The sequence below is a fragment of the Kribbella sp. NPDC048837 genome (genome assembly GCF_055586945.1).
In genome coordinates, this window is the sequence record NZ_JBVJHF010000006.1 from 461,909 (window position 1) to 480,225 (window position 18,317).

General features: G+C 69.8%; 17 protein-coding genes and 1 tRNA gene. 4 read left to right on the forward strand and 14 right to left on the reverse strand.

Features of this window, described 5'->3' with window-relative positions:
* Window positions 1-18 precede the first annotated feature (18 nt).
* Both ACZ6O0_RS28735 and ACZ6O0_RS28740 read right to left on the reverse strand, forming a co-directional pair.
* Complete coding sequence (locus ACZ6O0_RS28735; RefSeq protein ID WP_465768105.1) at window positions 19-1,137, reverse strand: glycosyltransferase family 4 protein; 1,119 nt, start codon at window positions 1,135-1,137, stop codon at window positions 19-21.
* On the reverse strand, window positions 1,137-1,961 hold the full coding sequence (locus tag ACZ6O0_RS28740) for an L-threonylcarbamoyladenylate synthase (RefSeq protein ID WP_465768106.1): 825 nt from the start codon (window positions 1,959-1,961) through the stop codon (window positions 1,137-1,139). The genes ACZ6O0_RS28735 and ACZ6O0_RS28740 overlap by 1 nt, the downstream gene beginning before the upstream one ends.
* A gap of 120 nt (window positions 1,962-2,081) precedes the next feature.
* Between ACZ6O0_RS28740 and ACZ6O0_RS28745 the strand changes: the two genes are divergently transcribed.
* Both ACZ6O0_RS28745 and ACZ6O0_RS28750 read left to right on the forward strand, forming a co-directional pair.
* Window positions 2,082-3,092, forward strand: coding sequence for an adenosine deaminase (locus ACZ6O0_RS28745; protein WP_465768107.1), 1,011 nt, complete (start codon window positions 2,082-2,084; stop codon window positions 3,090-3,092).
* 16 nt (window positions 3,093-3,108) lie between these two features.
* Window positions 3,109-4,050: a hypothetical protein gene (locus ACZ6O0_RS28750; RefSeq protein ID WP_465768108.1), complete on the forward strand. Its 942-nt coding sequence runs from the start codon at window positions 3,109-3,111 to the stop codon at window positions 4,048-4,050.
* Here ACZ6O0_RS28750 and prmC read toward each other — a convergent pair whose 3' ends face one another.
* The 11 genes from prmC to ACZ6O0_RS28805 form a co-directional block, all read right to left on the reverse strand.
* Window positions 4,051-4,863, reverse strand: coding sequence for a peptide chain release factor N(5)-glutamine methyltransferase (prmC, locus tag ACZ6O0_RS28755; RefSeq protein WP_465768109.1), 813 nt, complete (start codon window positions 4,861-4,863; stop codon window positions 4,051-4,053).
* 80 nt (window positions 4,864-4,943) lie between these two features.
* Window positions 4,944-6,020: a peptide chain release factor 1 gene (gene prfA / locus ACZ6O0_RS28760; RefSeq protein WP_465768110.1), complete on the reverse strand. Its 1,077-nt coding sequence runs from the start codon at window positions 6,018-6,020 to the stop codon at window positions 4,944-4,946.
* 89 nt (window positions 6,021-6,109) lie between these two features.
* Entirely contained in the window at window positions 6,110-6,316 is a 207-nt protein-coding gene (gene rpmE / locus ACZ6O0_RS28765; protein ID WP_145813862.1) for a 50S ribosomal protein L31, read from the reverse strand.
* 109 nt (window positions 6,317-6,425) lie between these two features.
* Complete coding sequence (gene rho / locus ACZ6O0_RS28770) at window positions 6,426-8,516, reverse strand: transcription termination factor Rho (RefSeq protein WP_465768111.1); 2,091 nt, start codon at window positions 8,514-8,516, stop codon at window positions 6,426-6,428.
* A 324-nt stretch (window positions 8,517-8,840) separates the two neighbouring features.
* Window positions 8,841-9,746, reverse strand: a complete 906-nt coding sequence (gene thrB, locus ACZ6O0_RS28775; protein ID WP_465768112.1) for a homoserine kinase — start codon at window positions 9,744-9,746, stop codon at window positions 8,841-8,843.
* 10 nt (window positions 9,747-9,756) lie between these two features.
* Window positions 9,757-10,821: a threonine synthase gene (gene thrC, locus ACZ6O0_RS28780; protein ID WP_465768113.1), complete on the reverse strand. Its 1,065-nt coding sequence runs from the start codon at window positions 10,819-10,821 to the stop codon at window positions 9,757-9,759.
* Between the two features lie 4 nt (window positions 10,822-10,825).
* Window positions 10,826-12,118 (reverse strand): homoserine dehydrogenase, encoded by a 1,293-nt coding sequence (locus ACZ6O0_RS28785; protein WP_465768114.1) that lies wholly within the window; start codon window positions 12,116-12,118, stop codon window positions 10,826-10,828.
* Window positions 12,115-13,521 carry a diaminopimelate decarboxylase gene (gene lysA, locus ACZ6O0_RS28790; protein WP_465768115.1) on the reverse strand — a complete coding sequence of 469 codons (1,407 nt, stop codon included), beginning with the start codon at window positions 13,519-13,521 and terminating at the stop codon, window positions 12,115-12,117. The genes ACZ6O0_RS28785 and lysA overlap by 4 nt, the downstream gene beginning before the upstream one ends.
* Window positions 13,518-15,176 (reverse strand): arginine--tRNA ligase, encoded by a 1,659-nt coding sequence (gene argS / locus ACZ6O0_RS28795; RefSeq protein WP_465768116.1) that lies wholly within the window; start codon window positions 15,174-15,176, stop codon window positions 13,518-13,520. The genes lysA and argS overlap by 4 nt, the downstream gene beginning before the upstream one ends.
* A gap of 62 nt (window positions 15,177-15,238) precedes the next feature.
* Window positions 15,239-15,715 (reverse strand): hypothetical protein, encoded by a 477-nt coding sequence (locus ACZ6O0_RS28800; protein WP_465768118.1) that lies wholly within the window; start codon window positions 15,713-15,715, stop codon window positions 15,239-15,241.
* Window positions 15,716-15,813: 98 nt separating this feature from the next.
* Window positions 15,814-15,999, reverse strand: a complete 186-nt coding sequence (locus tag ACZ6O0_RS28805; protein ID WP_329480215.1) for a PspC domain-containing protein — start codon at window positions 15,997-15,999, stop codon at window positions 15,814-15,816.
* Window positions 16,000-16,178: 179 nt separating this feature from the next.
* On the opposite strand from ACZ6O0_RS28805, the gene ACZ6O0_RS28810 reads away from it, so the two are divergent.
* A tRNA-Arg gene (locus ACZ6O0_RS28810) sits at window positions 16,179-16,250 on the forward strand.
* A 40-nt stretch (window positions 16,251-16,290) separates the two neighbouring features.
* Here the strand turns inward: ACZ6O0_RS28810 and ACZ6O0_RS28815 are convergent.
* Window positions 16,291-17,181 carry an AraC family transcriptional regulator gene (locus ACZ6O0_RS28815; RefSeq protein WP_465768119.1) on the reverse strand — a complete coding sequence of 297 codons (891 nt, stop codon included), beginning with the start codon at window positions 17,179-17,181 and terminating at the stop codon, window positions 16,291-16,293.
* A gap of 121 nt (window positions 17,182-17,302) precedes the next feature.
* On the opposite strand from ACZ6O0_RS28815, the gene ACZ6O0_RS28820 reads away from it, so the two are divergent.
* Window positions 17,303-18,316, forward strand: a complete 1,014-nt coding sequence (locus tag ACZ6O0_RS28820) for an aldo/keto reductase (protein WP_465768120.1) — start codon at window positions 17,303-17,305, stop codon at window positions 18,314-18,316.
* Window position 18,317: the final 1 nt, after the last annotated feature.

An 18,317-nucleotide genomic window follows, 5' to 3' on the forward strand; every position in this document is an offset into this window, starting at 1 on the left:
GTCCCTACCAGTTCGCGATCAGACCTTGGCGAGCGGTTTCCGGGATCGGCGCGGCAAACCGGTGGTGAGCAGGATCGCGGTGACCGTGACGGCCAGCACGATCAGGGCCGTCCACCAGAACAGGACCAGGCCGAGAACGACCACGCCGTACGCGATCAGGGCCGTCCAGAGGTACATCAGCAGGACCGCCCGGCGGTGCGAGTGGCCGCGCTGCATCAGCCGGTGGTGCAGGTGCAGCTTGTCCGCCGCGAACGGGGAACGGCCGGCCTTGGTCCGGCGCACGTACGCCATGGTCAGGTCCAGTGCGGGGATCGCGAGTACGGCGATCGGGAGCACCAGCGGCAGCAGCGCCGGGAGCAGGCTGGAGCCGCCGACCTCGTACGGGACCGCGTTCGGGTCCATCTGGCCGGTGAGGCTGATCGTCGACGCGGCCAGCATCAGGCCGATCAGCAGGGCGCCGGAGTCACCCATGAAAACCCTGGCAGGGAAGAAGTTGTGCGGCAGGAAGCCGAGACAGGCACCGGCCAGGGCGACCGTGATCAGGGTCGAGGTCGTCGCGCGGTCGAGGTTCTGCTCGACGTTCAGCAGGTACGAGTAGGTGAAGAACGCGAGCGCGCCAATCGCTGTGACGCCGGCGGCCAGGCCGTCCAGGCCGTCGACGAAGTTCACCGCGTTGCAGGACACCAGCAGGATGCCCGCGGTCAGCACGGCCAGCTGGGCGGGTGACGGCGAAACCACGCCACCGGGCAGCGGGAGCCAGTACAACTGGATGCCCTGGACAACCATCACGCCGACGGCCAGGACTTCCCCGGCCAGCTTGGTGATCGCGTCCAGCTCGTACAGGTCGTCGACCACGCCGACCGCGCAGATCACCACGCCGCCGATCAGGATCGCCCGGGCGTCGTGGGCGACCTGCAGGCTGTCACCGAGGAACGGGAGCGCGGAGGCCACCGCGAAGGCGGCGATCAGGCCGCCGAGGATCGAGAGGCCGCCGAAGTACGGGATCGGGACCTTGTGCACGTCCCGGGCCCGGACCTTCGCGACCGCGCCGTACCGCAGCGCGATCTGCCGGGCCACGCCGGTCAGCAGGAAGGTCGTGGCCATCGCCACGAACAGGACCAGCAGGTACTCGCGCACTAGTCCGCAGGCCTCACATCGGGATCGGTCGGCTTCTCGTCATCCGTTCCGTTGGACGCCTCGACCGCATCTTCGGTTGGCTCGTCTTCGACCGGCTTTTCTCCGGTTGGCTCTTCGGCCGGCTTGTCTTCGGTTGGCTCTTCGGCCGGCTTGTCTTCGGTTGGCTCTTCGGCGGGCTTGTCGTCATCCGACGCGACCTCGGGCACGACCGCGCGGAGTTGCTCCAGGGAGAGGGCTCCCAGGCGGACGACCTTGGGGGTGTCTCCGGTGATGTCGACGATGGTGGACGGCTCGCCGCCGGTCACCGCGCCGCCGTCGAGGTACACCGCGACCGTGTCCTGCAGCTGCTCCTCGGCGTCGTACACGTCCAGCGCCGCCGGCCGGCCGGACTTGTTCGCCGAGCTGACCGCGAGCGGCCCGGTCCGGGACAGCAGTTCGCGGGTGTTCTCGTGATCGGGCACCCGCAGCGCGACGGTCCCCTGGGTCTCCCCCAGGTCCCACATCAGCGACGTCTGGGCGTGGCAGATCACCGTCAGCGGCCCGGGCCAGAACTCCTGGCAGAGCTTGCGGCCGGCGTCCGGGATGTCGGTGGCGAGCGCGTCCAGCGACTCGACCACCGAGATCAGCACCGGCGGCGGCATGTCCCGCCCGCGGCCCTTGGCGTCCAGCAGCCGCTGGACCGCGTCGGCCTTGAAGGCGTCCGCGGCGATCCCGTACACGGTGTCGGTCGGCAGGACGACCAGGTCGCCGGCCTCGATGGCGTCCACGGCCGCGCGGTAGGCCGGTGCCAGCTCGTCGCCGGTGAAATCGAAGCGCTCACTCACGGAGTGAATCGTGCCACTCACGCGGGCCCGGACACGAACCGGGCCGCATCCCAGCCGTTCCTGACAAATGATTGTGAGCTTTCCAGCCGACCCGGCAGAGGATTCCTTAGGATCCCGGTCATGACTGTGTCGCGTGAGTTCCTCACCGGATTGCCGAAGGCCGAGTTGCATGTCCACCACGTCGGATCCGCCTCGCCGCGGATCGTCGCCAAGCTCGCCGCCCGGCACCCCGGGTCGCCGGTGCCGGCCGACCCGGAGCAGCTGGCGGAGTACTTCGAGTTCACCGACTTCGCCAAGTTCATCGAGGTCTACCTGACCGTCGTCGACCTGATCAAGACGCCCGAGGACGTCCGGCTGCTGACCTACGAGGTCGCCCGCGACATGGCCGCGCAGAACCTCCGGTACGCCGAGCTGACCTGTACGCCGTACACCTCGGTGCAGCGCGGGATCGCGGCCGAGGCGTACTGCGAGGCGATCGAGGACGCCCGGGTGGCGGCCGAGAAGGAGTTCGGCATCACGCTGCGGTGGATCTTCGACATCGCCGGTGAGGCCGGGCTCCCGGCCGCCGAGGAGACGTTGCGGATCGCGACCAAGATCCGGCCGGAGGGCCTGGTCGGGTTCGGCCTCGGCGGGCCGGAGATCGGCGTACCGCGACCGCAGTTCGGGCCGCACTTCGAGGCCGCGATCGCTGCCGGGCTGCACAGCGTGCCGCACGCGGGCGAGACCACCGGGCCGGAGACGATCTGGGACGCGGTGCGGGTGCTGAAGGCCGAGCGGATCGGCCACGGTACGTCGACGATGCAGGACCCGGCTCTGGTCGACTACCTGGGTGAGCACCGGATCCCGCTCGAGGTCAGCCCGACGTCGAACATCGCCACCCGCGCGGTCGCGTCGTACGACGTGCACCCGCTGCGCGCGATGGCCGACGCCGGTCTCGTCGTCACGATCAACTCCGACGACCCGCCGATGTTCGGCACCGACCTCACCAACGAGTACGCCGTCGCCGCGGAACTGCTGGAGCTCGACGAGGCCGGGGTGGCGGAGCTGGCCAAGACCGCCGTCCGGGTGTCGTTCGCCGAGGACTCGGTGAAGAACGACCTGCTGGCCGAGATCGGCGCGTACGTGGGCTAGGCCGTACCGTGGACCGGTGCGGAAAGTCTGTGGGGTTCTCGCCGCTGTCCTGCTGGGCGTGGCGGCCTGCAGCGACGTACCGGCTCCAGCGGGCCCGGCGCCCGCACCGGCCACGACGGCCAGCCGCAGCCCTTCGGTCCCGACCCCGCCTCCCCCGCCGGCCGATGGTGAGCTGCCGCGCGGGGGGCGGGTGATCTTCCCGAAGTACCAACTGGTCGGTTACGTCGGTATGCCCGGGTCCCCCGCGCTGGGGCCGCTGGACAAGAATCTCGACGCCAACGCGGCGAAGCTGGAGAAGCTGTCGAAGGCCTACGCGGCCGGACGGACGCCGCTCCCGGTGCTCGAGCTGATCGCCGTCGTCGCGAAGGGATCCCGGGGCAAGGACGGGATGTACCGCGGGCGGCTGCCGGACTCGGCGATCGAGGAGTACCTGGCGGTGGCCCGCAAGCACAAGATGCTGTTGCTGCTGGACATCCAGCCGGGCCGGGCCAAGATCCTGCCCGAGGTGAAGCGGCTGGAGCGGTGGCTGAAAGAGCCGGACGTGGGTCTCGCGTTCGATCCCGAGTGGGCGGTCGGGCCGAGTCAGGTCCCCGGGCGGGTCTTCGGCCACACCACGGGCGCGGAGCTCGACAGCATCGCGACGTACCTGTCCGGGCTCGTGCGGGCCGGCGACCTGCCGGAGAAGGTGTTCGTCTTCCACCAGTTGTCGACGCGGATCGTCAGCAACGAGCAGGCGTTGAAGAAACATCCGGGCGTCGTCACCATCAAGTCCGTCGACGGCATCGGAGCCCGAGTCGACAAACTGAAGACCTGGACCAAACTCACCACAACCCTGCCCCCGAGCGTCCACGCGGGCTTCAAGCTCTTCTACGTAGAAGACACCCGCCACGGCCCGCTGATGACCCCTGCCCAGGTGATGTCGCTCAAACCCCGCCCGGAGTTCGTCGTCTACGAGTAGTCAGATCCTTCGGCCGGTGGCGAAGCGGTTGCGGCCGGCGAGGTCCAGTTGGTCGCGGACCTCGGCGAAGAGGGCGGTGGCGGTGAAGACGGCGGGGGCGGATTCGCCCTGGACGTCGGCGTGTTCGCAGGCGAACCAGGCGCCGGGCTTGAGGAGGCGGGCTGCTGTGGTGGCGACGACCTTGATCTCGTCGAGGCCGTCGTCGCCGGACCAGAGGGCCAGGGCGGGGTCGTGGTCGCGGACCTCGGTGGTGACGGATTCCCATGCAGTCAAAGGGATGTACGGCGGGTTCGAGATCACCGCGTCCACCGTGCCGTCGAGTTCCGGGAGGCAGCCGTCGATGTCGCCCTCGTGCAGGATCGCGCCGGTGCCGGCCAGGTTGCGGCGGGCCCAGACGCAGGCCTCCGGTGACAGCTCGACGGCGTGTACGACGCTGTCCGGGCGCTCGGTCGCGATGGCGCCGGCGATCGCGCCCGAGCCTGTGCACAGGTCCACGACGAGCGGGTCCTTCACGTCCTTCAGGCGGTCGAGGATCCAGCCGACCATCACCTCGGTCTCCGGCCTCGGCACGAACACACCGGGTCCCACGGCGAGCTCCCGGTAGCGGAAGGCCGCCGTACCGGTCAGGTGCTGCAGCGGTTCACGGGCGGCCCGGCGGGCGATCAGTACGTCGTACTGCTGCTTCTGCTCGTCCGTGGGATCGGCCAGGTGCAGGCGGCTCGACCCCGTGACGAAAGCGAGCAACTCCGCGGCATCGAAGTCAGGCGACGCAACCCCGGCATCCCGCAACAGAGCGGTCGCCTCGGCGACCAACGCTCTCGCTCCCTGGAGAGGCCGGGCTCCATCCACTCCCCCGCCCCCGAGCGAAGCGAGGGGGCGGGTGTCTTTCGTGTTCACTGGCTCTCGACGGCCTCGAGGCGGGCGGCCAGGTCGGCTTCGGTCAGGGCCTGGATGACCGGGGCCAGGTCGCCGCCGAGGACCTGGTCGAGGTTGTGGGCCTTGTAGCCGACGCGGTGGTCGGAGAAGCGGTTCTCCGGGAAGTTGTACGTGCGGATCCGCTCGGACCGGTCCACGGTCCGGATCTGCGAGCGCCGGGCGTCCGAGGCCTCCTGGTCGGCGGCCTCCTGCGCGGCCGCGAGCAGCCGGGACCGCAGGACGCGCATGGCCTGCTCGCGGTTCTGCAGCTGGGACTTCTCGTTCTGCATCGACACCACGATGCCGGTCGGCAGGTGGGTGATCCGTACGGCGGAGTCGGTCGTGTTCACGCTCTGCCCACCCGGCCCGGACGACCGGAACACGTCGATGCGCAGGTCGTTCTGGTCGATCTCGACGTCCACGTCCTCGGCTTCCGGCAGCACGAGTACGCCGGCCGCCGACGTGTGGATCCGGCCCTGCGACTCGGTCACCGGCACCCGCTGGACCCGGTGCACGCCGCCCTCGAACTTCAGCTTCGCGTACGGCGCGTCACCCGGCTCCGGCGTACCTTTCGCCTTCACCGCGACCGTGATCGACTTGTACCCGCCCAGGTCGGACTCGGCGGAGTCGAGGACCTCGGTCTTCCAGTTCTGCGACTCGGCGTACTTCAGGTACATCTTCAGCAGGTCGCCGGCGAACAGGGCCGACTCGTCGCCGCCCTCACCGGCCTTGACCTCGAGGATCGCGTCCTTGTCGTCGCTCGGGTCGCGCGGGACGAGCAGCACCTGGAGCTTCTCGGCGAGTTCCTCGCGGCGGGCGATCAGCTTGGTCGCCTCCTCCGCGAAGGCCGGGTCCTCGGCGGCCAGCTCACGGGCGGCCTCGATGTCGTCCCCGGTCTGCAGCCATTCGTCGTACGTGCGCACCACCGGAGCGAGCCCGGCGTACCGCTTGCCGACCCGGCGGGCGTTGGCCTGGTCGGAGTGCAGCTCCGGATCCGCCATCTGCCGCTCCAGCTCGGCGTACTCGGCCTTGAGCGTCTGAACTGCCTCGAACATCTCCGCACTCCTCCCTTCGGACCTGTCTGACAACACAAACCGCGCGCCGGTCCCGCAATGACATGCGGAACCGGCGCGCGGTGCGAAAGCTACTTCTTGGCGTACCGCTTCTCGAAGCGGGCCACCCGGCCACCGGTGTCGAGAATCTTCTGCTTGCCGGTGTAGAAGGGGTGGCACTGCGAGCAGACGTCGGCGTGGATCACGCCGTTCTCCGCGGTGGAGCGCGTCTGGAACGTGGCGCCACAGGTGCAGGTCACCGTGGTGTCGACGTACGTCGGGTGGATGTCGCTCTTCAAAGGATCTCCTAGGTTCAGGTGCCCCGGGTCGCCCGCGGGCGCGAGCGTGAACCGGAACCGACAGACCAGTTTGCCACCCGAGGGCGGCAAACTGGTAATCGAGTGCTTCTCAGTTGCCGTCGTCGGTGCTGCGGCCGCCCGCGGACGGGGTGGTCTTGTTGACCTGGAGCAGGAACTCGATGTTCGACTTGCTCTCCTTGAGCTTGCCGATCAGGAGCTCCAGCGCCGCCTGGCCGTCGAGGGCGCTCAGCACCCGGCGGAGCTTCCAGACCACGCCGGTCTCGTCCTTCGACATCAGCAGCTCCTCGCGGCGGGTGCCGGAGGCGACGACGTCGATGGCCGGGAAGATGCGCCGGTCGGCGAACTCGCGGCGCAGCCGCAGCTCCATGTTGCCGGTGCCCTTGAACTCCTCGAAGATCACCTCGTCCATCTTCGAGCCGGTCTCGATCAGCGCGGTGGCCAGGATGGTCAGCGAACCGCCGTCCTCGATGTTGCGGGCCGCGCCGAAGAACCGCTTCGGCGGGTACAGCGCGGACGAGTCGACACCACCGGACAGGATCCGGCCGCTGGCCGGCGCCGCGATGTTGTACGCGCGGCCGAGCCGAGTGATCGAGTCGAGCAGGACGACCACGTCATGGCCGAGCTCGACCAGCCGCTTGGCCCGCTCGATCGCCAGTTCGGCGACCGTGGTGTGGTCGTCGGCCGGGCGGTCGAAGGTCGAGGCGATGACCTCGCCCTTGACGGTGCGCTGCATGTCGGTGACCTCTTCGGGCCGCTCGTCCACCAGCACGACCATCAGGTGTACTTCGGGGTTGTTCGTGGTGATCGCGTTCGCCAGCGCCTGCAGCACCATCGTCTTACCGGCCTTCGGCGGGGAGACGATCAGGCCGCGCTGGCCCTTGCCGATCGGGCTGACGATGTCGACGATCCGGGTGGTGAGCACCCCGGGCTCGGTCTCCAGCCGCAGCCGCTCGGTCGCGTACAGCGGGGTCAGCTTGTTGAAGTCCTGCCGCTGCTTGGCGATCTCCGGGTCCGCACCGTTGACGGTGTCGATCCGGACCAGCGGGTTGAACTTCTCCTTGCGTTCACCCTCCTGCGGCTGCTTGACCGCACCGGTGATCGCGTCACCCTTGCGCAGGCCGTACCGCTTCACCATCGAGAGGGCGACGTACACGTCGTTCGGGCCGGGCAGGTAGCCGCTGGTCCGGACGAACGCGTAGTTGTCGAGGACGTCGAGGATGCCGGCCGCGGGGACGAGGACGTCGTCCTCGCTGATCGTCGGCTCCGGGTCGAACCGCTCGCCGCGGCCCCGGTTCCGGCTGGTGTCGCGGCCGGGCTGGCTGCCGTCGCGGCTGTTGCGGTCCCGGTCACGGCCCCGGCGGCGCCGGCGACGGCCGTCGCCCTCCTCGCCGCGGTCGTTCTGGTCCTGCCGGTTCCGCTGGTCGCCGCGGTTGTCGCGGTTACCGTCGCGGCCCTGCTGGTCACGACCCTGCTGGTCGCGGCCCTGGCCGTCGCGCTGGTTGTCCCGCTGGTTCTCGCGGTTGCGGTCGCGGTTCTGGCTGCCGTCGCGGTTGTCGCGGGCCTGACCCTCGCGGCCCTGGTTCTCGCGGGCGTTGTCACGGTTGCGGTCGCGATTCTGGCTGCCGTCGCGGTTGTCCCGGCCGCGGTTGCTGTCGCGGTCGTCGCCGCGGTTCTCCGCGCCCTGCTCGAGCTTCGGCTCGGCGGTGGCGGTGCCGTTCTGGGCGGCGGTGACGGTGGCGGTCCCGTTCTGGGACGCGGTGGCCGGTGCCTCGACGACGGCGACGGCCTCGGGGGCCGCGCCGTTCTGACCGGCGGTGGCGTCCTTCTCGGCCGCGGCGCGGGTCCGGCGGCTGCCGCCCTCACGCTTGGCCGGCGCGGCCTTGGCCGCGGGCGCCTCGCCGGCGCCTTCGTCCAGCGTCGGCTGGGTCGCCTTCGCCCGGGCGGTGCCCGGGGAGCCGCCCGCCTGGGCGGCCTTGATCGCCTCGATCAGCTGGCCCTTGCGCAGCGCGCCGGTGCCCTTGATGCCGAGCGTCCCGGCGAGCTGCTTGAGCTCGGGGAGCAGCATGCCCTCGAGGCCGCCTCCGGCCTTCCGGCGACGCGTCGCGGTGGTGGCCGCGGCGTCGGTTCCCGGGGCCGGCGTCGTACCGGCTCCGCTGGAGGCTTCAACAGTTTCTGTCACGTGAGGTCCTTCCCACACGGATCATCGATGTCCCAGAGGGCACATCGATCAAATTCATCACCCACGACCGACGAAACGGCGACGCGGGTACAAGAGGCTCTCGCTCGATCTGAGTCTCCCCGGACATCTCCTACGCAGGCGGCGCAAGGTCAAATCCACAGGAGAGTCGCCACACAACACAGGGTGCCGGGAGCACAGCCCGGATCGTGACGAGAGTTCACCGATCACCTGGAGGGGATCGGGTGAGTCGAGACTAGCACCCCTACGGGTCGTTCTGCTGACTCGAGGGGTACAACGCGTGTCAGTTCCGGATCATTCCCCGACTCACCCGGCTTCCAGGGACCAGACCTGTACGCCGACTGGATCGATCGCCAGCTCGTACCGCGTCCAGCCGTCCGGTGGCGCCGGACGGGTCTTCACTGGGCCGCCCAGCACGAGCACGGTCGGACCGGCGCCGCTCACGACGGCCGGCAGACCGCTGCCCCGGAGCTTGTGCACGAGAGCAAGGGTCTCCGGCATCGCGGGCTCGCGATAGTCCTGGTGCAACCGGTCGTCGGTGGCGGTCATCAGCAGCTCCGGCCGCCCGGTCAGGGCCGCGACGAGCAAGGCGGCACGACCGGCGTTCGCCGCCGCGTCCGCATGCGGTACGGCGTTCGGCAGCAGGCCGCGCGCCTGTTTCGTCAGCACCCGGTTGTCTGGTACGTAGACCACCGCGACCAGCGGCTCCGCCGGATCGAGCCGGATCGCCTTGCCGCTGCCACTCTCCGTCCACGCGATCGTGAACCCACCGAGCGCACACGCCGCGACGTTGTCGGGATGTCCCTCGATCTCGGTCGCCAGCTCGACGATCCGATCCCGGTCGAGCGGTACGCCGACCAGCCCGTACGCCGCCGCGAGACCGCCGACGATCGCGGCCGACGACGACCCGAGCCCACGCCCGTGCGGAACGCGGTTCTCACACAGCAGCGAGTAGCCCGGTACGTCGGCACCGAGCGCGGTCAGTCCGGCCTGGATCGACCGCACCACCAGGTGGGACTCGTCCAGCGGCACCTCGCCCTCGCCGGGACCGACGACCTCGACCCGGACCCCGGATCCACCGGGCGTCACGATGAGTTCGTCGTACAGGGTGAGGGCGAGGCCGAACGCGTCGAAGCCCGGGCCGAGGTTGGCGCTGGTGGCGGGGACGCGGACCCGCACCTGGTCGCAGGGGCGGCGGTCGCTCGTCTCCACCTGCTGCCCCTCAGGCCAGGCCGGCGACGCGGGCGACGGCGTCGGTGTCGGCCGGGGTGACCGGGGACTCGTTCACCTTGGCGTGGTCGAGCGCGGTGTCGATGTCCTTCAGGCCATGGCCTGTGACGGTGATCACGATGGTCGAGCCACCCGGCAGCCGGCCCTGCGCCTTCGCGTGCAGCAGCCCGGCCACACCGGCCGCCGACGCCGGCTCGACGAACACGCCTTCGCGCGCGGCGAGCTCGCCCTGCGCGGTCAGGATCTGATCGTCCGTGACCGCCTCGATCCGGCCGCCGGACTCGTCCCGGGCGGCCTCGGCCAGGGTCCAGGACGCCGGGTTGCCGACCCGGATCGCGGTCGCGGCCGTGTCCGGCTTCTCGACGATCGCGCCGCGCACGATCGGCGCCGCGCCCTCGGCCTGGAATCCCCACATCTGCGGGGTTTTCGAGGCCAGCTTGTCCTTCGCGTACTCCTGGTACCCCTTCCAGTAGGCCGCGATGTTGCCCGCGTTGCCGACCGGGAGCAGATGCAGATCGGGGGCGTCGCCGAGCGCGTCGCACACCTCGAAGGCGGCGGTTTTCTGGCCCTCGAGACGGACCGGGTTGACCGAGTTCACCAGGGCGACCGGATAGTTCTTGCCGAGCTCGCGGACGATCCGCAGGCAGTCGTCGAAGCCGCCGTCGATCGAGACCAGCTTGGCACCGTGCACGACGGCCTGGGCCAGCTTGCCCTTCGCGATCCGGCCGGCCGGGATCAGCACGAGCGGGATCAGTCCGGCGCGGACGGCGTACGCCGCGGCCGACGCGGACGTGTTGCCGGTGGAGGCGCAGACGACCGCCTTGTCACCGGCCTGCGCGGCGAGCGAGATCGCCACCGTCATCCCGCGGTCCTTGAACGAGCCGGTCGGGTTGTTGCCCTCGACCTTGAGCCAGACCTCGCACCCGGTCTGCTCGCTGAGCCATTGCGCGGCCACCAGCGGCGTCCCGCCCTCGCCGAGCGTGACCACCGGCGTGTCCGCCGAGACGGGGAGCCGGTCTCTGTATTCCTCGATCACGCCTTGCCACTGGTGAGCCATTGAGTTACTCGCCTTCCACCCGCATCACACTGCTGACTTCCCGAACGATGTCCATGTCGCGCAGGGCCTCCACGGTCGCGGACAACGCGGCGTCGGTCGCGGTGTGGGTGACCACCACCAGCTGCGCGTCACTGCCCCGGCCCTCCTGGCGGACGGTCTGGATCGACACGTCGTGCTCGGCGAACGCGTGGGCCACCGCCGCCAGCACACCGGCCTTGTCGGCCACGTCCAGCGACACGTGGTAGCGGGTCACCGCGTCACCCATCGGCCGCACGGCTCGCTGGGTGTACGACGACTCGCCGACCCCCGGCACTCCCTTGAGCCGGTTGCGTGCGGCGGACACGAGATCCCCGAGGACGGCACTGGCCGTCGGGGCGCCGCCGGCACCACGACCATAGAACATCAGCTGGCCGGCCGCTTTGCTTTCCACGAACACGGCGTTGTACGCGTCCCGAACACTGGCCAACGGGTGCGTGGCCGGGATCATCGCCGGGTACACCCGGGCGCTGACCGAGTCGGTGGCCTCGTCCAGCTCGCAGATCGCCAGCGACTTCACCACGCAGCCCATCTCCCGGGCCGAGGCGATGTCGGTCGCACTCACCTCGGTGATGCCCTCGCGGTGCACGTCGGCGATGGAAACCCTGGTGTGGAAGGCCAAACTCGCCAGCAGGGCCGCCTTCGCGGCCGCGTCGAACCCCTCGATGTCCGCGGTCGGGTCGGCCTCGGCGTACCCCAGCGCCTGGGCCTCCTCCAGCGCCTCGTCGAAGCCGGCGCCGGTGCTGTCCATCTTGTCCAGGATGTAGTTCGTGGTGCCGTTGACGATGCCCATCACCCGGGTCACGTCGTCACCGGCCAGCGACTCGCGCAGCGGCCGGAGGATCGGGATCGCGCCGGCCACGGCGGCCTCGAAGTAGAGGTCGCGCTCGTACTTCTCCGCGGCCGCGAACAGCGTCGGGCCGTCCTCGGCCAGCAGGGCCTTGTTCGCCGTGACGACGGACGCGCCGTGCTCGAGCGCGGACAGGATCAGGCTGCGGGCCGGCTCCAGTCCACCGATCACCTCGATGACCAGGTCCAGGTCACCGCGGGAGACGAGCGCCTGCGCGTCGGTCGTGACCAGCGAGGGGTCGACGGCGATGTCGCGCTCGCGCCCGGCCCGCCGGACGGCGATGCCGGCGATCTCCAGCCGGGCTCCGACGCGGGCGGCGAGGTGGTCAGCCTGCTCGGTCAGGATCCGCACCACTTCGGTGCCGACCACGCCACAACCGAGCAGGCCTACCTTCAGGGGTTTGTCGTTCACTCCTCGACTCCCATGTCCAGTGCCAGCAGGTCCGCTTCGGTCTCACGGCGTACGACGATCCGCGTTCGACCGTCCTTGACCGCGATCACCGGTGGCCGCGGCACGTGGTTGTAGTTGCTCGCCATCGACCGGCAGTACGCGCCGGTCCCGGGGACGGCGATCAGGTCGCCGGGCTGCACGTCCGCCGGGAGGAACTCGTCCTTCACGACGATGTCCCCGGCCTCGCAGTGCTTGCCGACCACCCGGGCCAGCGTCGGCGCGGTCTCGGAGTACCGGTTGGCGAGCGTGCACGAATAGTCGGCGTCGTACAGCGCGGCGCGGATGTTGTCGCTCATCCCGCCGTCGACGGAGACATAGGTCCGCGCGGCGCCGGCATCGAGCTCGACCTCCTTGACCGTGCCGACCGAGTAGACCGTGCAGACGGCCGGACCGACGATCGCGCGACCCGGCTCGATCGACACCTTCGGCACGTCGACCTGGAAGGCCCGGCACTCGTGCTCGACGATCTTGCCCATCTCGGTGGCCAGCTGCGCGGGGTCGGACGGGTCGTCCTGGGTGGTGTACGCGATCCCGAAGCCACCGCCGAGGTCGAGCTCCGGCATGTCCACGCCGAGCTCCTCGGAAACCCTTGCGTGCAAGGCGATCACGCGCTTCGCGGCGACCTCGAACCCGGACGAGTCGAAGATCTGCGAGCCGATGTGCGAGTGCAGGCCGAGCAGCTCCAGCTCCGGCGCTTCGTTGACTCGGGCAACGGCTTCGAAGGCGGCACCGGAGGTGATCGAGAAGCCGAACTTCTGATCCTCGTGCGCGGTCGCGATGTACTCGTGGGTGTGCGCCTCGACGCCGGCGGTGACCCGGATCATCACCGGGGCGACCACGTCGCGCTCACCGGCCAGCTCGATCAGCCGGGTGATCTCGTGCTGGGAGTCGACGATGATCCGGCCGACCCCCGCGTCCAGCGCGCGGGCGAGCTCCCGCTCGGACTTGTTGTTGCCGTGGAACCCCAATCGCTTCGGGTCCGCGCCGGCCCGGAGCGCGACGGCCAGCTCTCCACCGCTGCAGATGTCCAGGTTCAGGCCCTCTTCCATCACCCAGCGGACGATCGTCGTACAGAGGAAGGCCTTGCCGGCGTAGTAGACGTCGAAGTCCTTGAAGGCGTGCTTGAACGCGCGGGCCCGGGCGCGGAAGTCGTCCTCGTCCAGCACGTACGCCGGGCTGCCGTGCTCGGCGACCAGGTCCCGCAGGTCGACGCCGCCGACCTCGAGCGCGCCTTCGCCGTTCTTCTTCGCGGTGTTCGACCAGAGGGAGGTGACCAGGTCGTTGGGGTCCCGCGGCGCGCGCAGCCACGGCGGGGCCTTGTGGCCGATGTCGGCGTGCAGCGCGCCCGCCTCGTGCGCCCTCACATCCGCTCCGGTGCGGAGACGCCGAGCAGGTCCAGCCCGTTGGCGAGCACGGTCCTGGTCGCCGAGACCAGGGTCAGGCGAGCCTTGTGCACCGGCTCCACCTCCTCGTCGCCGCGCGGTAGCACGCGGCAGCTGTCGTAGAACTTGTGGAACGCCGCCGCGGTGTCCTCCAGGTAGCGGGCGATCCGGTGCGGCTCACGGAGCTCGGCGGCGGTCGCGACGACGCGCGGGAACTCGGCCAGCGCGCGGAGCAGGTCGCCCTCGCGCTCGTGGCTCAGCAGACCCGGGTCGAACTCGTCCAGTTTGATGCCGAGCTCGTCGGCGTTGCGCAGGATCGACGCCAGCCGGGCGTGCGCGTACTGCACGTAGTAGACCGGGTTGTCACTGGCCTGCCGGGTCATCTCCTCGATGTCCAGCGTCAGCGGGGAGTCGACCGGGAAGCGGGAGAGCGTGTAGCGGAGCGGGTCGACGCCGCCCTCCTCGACCAGCTCGGCCAGTGTGACGATGGTGCCGGCCCGCTTGGACAGCCGCATCTCCTCGCCGCCCTTGAGGATCTTCACCAGCTGGCCGATCAGGACCTCGATGTTGTGCTCGGGGTCGTCACCGGCGCAGGCCGCGATCGCCTTCAGCCGGTTCACGTACCCGTGGTGGTCGGCGCCGAGCAGGTAGATACAGACGTCGAAGCCGCGTTCGCGCTTGTTCACGTAGTAGGCCGCGTCGGAGGCGAAGTACGTCGGCTCGCCGTTGGAGCGGATCAGGACCCGGTCCTTGTCGTCGGTGAAGTCCGTCGTCCGCATCCACAGCGCGTCGTCGGCGTCGTACAGATGGCCCTGCTGGCGGAGCTTCTCGATCGCGTGGCCGACACCGTCCTGCTCGGTCAGGCTGCGCTCGGAGAACCACACGTCGAAGTTGGTCCGGAAGTGCTCGAGCTGAGCCTGCTGCTCCTTGAGCTGACGCTCGTACCCCGCCTCGCGGAAGGCGACCAGTTGCTCGGCCTCCGGCAGGTCGGTGATGCCGGGGACCTCGGCGACGATCTGCTTGGCGAGGTCGAGGATGTACTCCCCGTGGTAGCCGTCCTCGGGGATCGGCTGACCGTTCGCCGCGGCCTGCAGGCTGGCGCCGAACTTCTCCATCTGGGCGCCGCGGTCGTTGATGTAGAACTCGCGGGTGACCTTGGCACCGGCCGCGGCGAGGACCCGGGCGAGGGCGTCGCCGACCGCGGCCCAGCGGGTGTGGCCGAGATGCAGCGGGCCGGTCGGGTTGGCCGAGATGAACTCGAGGTTCACCGTCTGGCCGTGCAGGCTGTCAGTCGTGCCGTAGCGCACTCCGGCGTCCAGGATCGCCTGGGCGACCTTGCCCTGGGCGTCGGCGGCGACCCGGAGGTTGATGAAGCCGGGGCCGGCGATCTCGACCGCGGTGATCGCGTCGTCACCGGCCAGCTTGGCGGCCAGCAGCTCGGCGAACTGGCGCGGGTTCATCCCGGCGCGCTTGCCGAGCTGCATGGCGACGTTCGTGGCGTAGTCCCCGTGCTCGGGGTTCTTGGGTCGCTCGACCTTCAGCTCGCGCGGCAGCCCGCCCTCGACGGTGATGGCGCCGTCGTCGGCGAGCGCGGCCAGGGCCTGCAGGATCTTCTCAGCGAGCTGTTCCGGAGTCACCGCCTCAGCCTAATGGCCCTCGCCCGAAACCCTTGACTCAGCATCCACAGCCCGGTACGGGCTCAGGTCCGGGCACTCACCGTGATGTGGGCGTTGCGGGTCAGCGGGGTGTTCCAGGGGGCAGGCCGGCCGTTGACGGTGACGGTGAGGGACTTGCAGGCGTCGGCCAGGCAGTCGGCGTCGTACTTGAGGCCCCAGAGGGTGAAGAACTGGGCCAGGGTGGGCTGTTCGGAGGTGGTTTTGGCCTCGACGTAGATCAGGCCGTCGGTGGTGTGGGTGTGGATGGCGGCCTGCTCGGCGCGCAGGCGGTCGATGCCGACACCGGCCGGGACCTGGACCGGTCTGCCGTCGACGGTGACTTTCAGTGTCACGGTGTACGGCGAGGGGCCGGAGAAGTCGAGCGGGAGCCGTTCGAACCCGGCCTTGTCGATGTACGAGACCGCGTCGCGGGGTGCGTCCCAGGGTGGCGGGCCGGTGCGGAGCTCGGCCGGTGCGGGCGGCGCGGGACCTACCTGGCAGCCGCCCGTCACGGTGCTCATGAGGAGCAGGGCGGCTGCCGTCACGCCCGCCCGGCGCCCCCTGCCTGCTCTCATGGAGAGCCAGGTTGCCATGCGGGCGCGGACGGGCTGCCGGAGGGTCAGTCCTCCGAGGGCATCAGCACCCAGAGCACGATGTAGATCAGGAACTGCGGACCGGGCAGCAGGCAGCTGACCACGAAGATCAGACGCATCGTGTTCGCCGAGATGCCGAACCGGCGGGCCAGTCCGGCGCAGACACCGCCGATCCAGCGACCGTTGGACGGGCGGACCAGAGTGGTAGCCATGGATACCGATTTCCTTTCAGCTGTTGGGCTTACATCCACTATGACGCCGTGTCACCGAAAGTCGATCCCGCCGCACCGCTCTTCCAGGGTCACCTCAGGGTGCCCCCGGCGCTCCCATCGGTGACCCACCCGATTCGGGGAATGCCCTGACTTCCTGCTACTGTTCTGCACGTTCCTGAGCCCCCGTAGCTCAGGGGATAGAGCACCGCCCTCCGGAGGCGGGTGCGCAGGTTCGAATCCTGCCGGGGGCGCATCAGCAAGGCTCGGGCCAGCCCCGGGCCTTTTGTCCCGTCAGGGCCCCTCTTCCACCAGCGGAGAGGTGAGATCTGTTCGGTCTTCGCCGGGGGTTCGGCCGAAGGCTTGGTGGTAGGTGCGGGTGAAGTGGGCGGGGCTGGTGTAGCCGACCTGGTAGCCGACTTCGGCTGCGGTGGTGGACTGGGTGCGGAGGAGGACTCTGGCCTCCTGGAGGCGGATCTGTTTCTGGAACTGGATCGGCGTCATCGAGGTCGCCGCGCGGAAGTGGCGGTGGAAGGTCGACGGGCTCATGCCGGCCAGCTCGGCCAGGTCGGCCACCCGGATCGGTTCGCTGTGGTGCCGGCGGATCCAGCGGATCGCTTCTGAGATGTGGGCGAGCATGCCATCGGCCAGTCCGATCTGACGAACCAGCGCGCCCTGTTCACCGGTCAGCAACCGCCACAGGATCTCCCGCCGGATCCCCGGCGCCAGTACGCGGACGTCGCCGGGCCGGTCGACGATCCGCAGCAGTCGTACGACGGGATCGAGCAACTCGGGTGTCGCATCGCTGACCACAAGACCGCCGTACTGGGCCGGCAGGGCCGGTGTCTCGAGCAATAGTGGCGCGATCTCGACCGGGTCGAGTCGCAGGCTGACCACGGCGAACGGCTCGTCCCGGCTCGCCTTCAGCGCCTGGCCGATCACCGGAAGGTCCAGCGAGGTGACGAGGAACTGCCCCGCGCGGTACTCGTAGGCCACACCGTTGAGCACTGTCCGTTTGACGCCCGAGGCAACGATCGCGACCGAGGGCTGCGCGACTCCGGCGTTCGGCCCGGTCGGTTCGTCGACCCTGCTGACCTGCAGTCCGTCGATCAGCTGCCTGCTGTGCCCGCGCTGTCCGACAGCGTGCCGGGTGATGAGAGCGCCGAGCTCGGCCAGGAGGTCCACTCCCCCAGTGAACCAAGTCGGCAGGATCGCGCAAGCCGGCGCGAGCATCACGCTCACGCTCGACGGCTCCGCGGTGCTCTGATCGAGAGGTCAGAGCAATCACGAGAAAGGCACCACTACCGTGCACCGCAGAACCCTCGGCGCTACCGGCATCTCGGTCAGCGACGTCGCCCTCGGCGCGATGATGTTCGGCGCGATGGGCAACCCGGACCACGAGGACTCCGTCCGGATCATCCACCGCGCCCTCGACGCGGGCATCAACCTGATCGACACGGCCGACGTGTACTCCCGCGGCGAGTCCGAGGAGATCGTCGGTACGGCGATCCGGACGCGACGCGACGACGTCGTCGTGGCGAGCAAGTTCGGCCTGCCGATGGGCGAGGACCCGAACCAGCGTGGCGCGTCCCGCCGGTGGATCATCCGGTCGGTCGAGGACAGCCTGCGCCGGCTCGGCACCGACCACCTCGATCTGTACCAACTGCATCGCCCGGACCACGACACCGATCCTGCAGAGACGTTGTCCGCGCTGTCGGACCTGGTGCAGGCAGGAAAGATCCGCGCGTTCGGTTCGTCGATGTTCCCGGCGGAGACGATCGTCGAGGCGCAGTGGACCGCGGAACGCCGGGGCACGCACCGGTTCCTGACCGAGCAGTGCATGTACTCGATCCTGACCCGCCGGCCGGAGGCGTCAGTCTTCCCGGTGGCGCAGCGGTACGACCTCGGCGTACTCACCTTCAGTCCGCTGAACGGCGGCTGGCTGTCCGGCCGGGCGAACCTGGAGTCGTCACACCGGGCGTCGACCCGTCCGTCAAGCTACGACCCCTCGAGCCCGACCGGTCAGGCGAAGAGCGCGGCAGTGGCGAAGCTCAATGCACTGGCCGGCGAAGCCGGGATGACGCTGCCGCAGCTGGCCACGGCGTTCGTCCGGGCGCACCCGGCGGTGACGTCGGTCCTGATCGGCCCGCGAACCCAGGAACAACTCGACAGCCTGCTGCCCGCCGCCGAGCTCGGCCTGTCCGCCGACATTCTCGACCGGATCGACGAGATCGTCCCGCCCGGTACCGAACTGGACCCGGCCGACAACTACAACGCCACCCCGCCGGCGATCGAACACGCCCGCCTCCGCCGCCGCTGAG

Bases quoted from the DNA above. Each gene is read 5' to 3' on its own strand.
- ACZ6O0_RS28800 (WP_465768118.1), bottom strand. From the start codon at position 15,715: ATGAGCACCGTGACGGGCGGCTGCCAGGTAGGTCCCGCGCCGCCCGCA.
- ACZ6O0_RS28805 (WP_329480215.1), bottom strand. From the start codon at position 15,999: ATGGCTACCACTCTGGTCCGCCCGTCCAACGGTCGCTGGATCGGCGGT.
- prfA (WP_465768110.1), bottom strand. From the start codon at position 6,020: ATGTTCGAGGCAGTTCAGACGCTCAAGGCCGAGTACGCCGAGCTGGAG.
- ACZ6O0_RS28745 (WP_465768107.1), top strand. From the start codon at position 2,082: ATGACTGTGTCGCGTGAGTTCCTCACCGGATTGCCGAAGGCCGAGTTG.
- thrC (WP_465768113.1), bottom strand. From the start codon at position 10,821: ATGGCTCACCAGTGGCAAGGCGTGATCGAGGAATACAGAGACCGGCTC.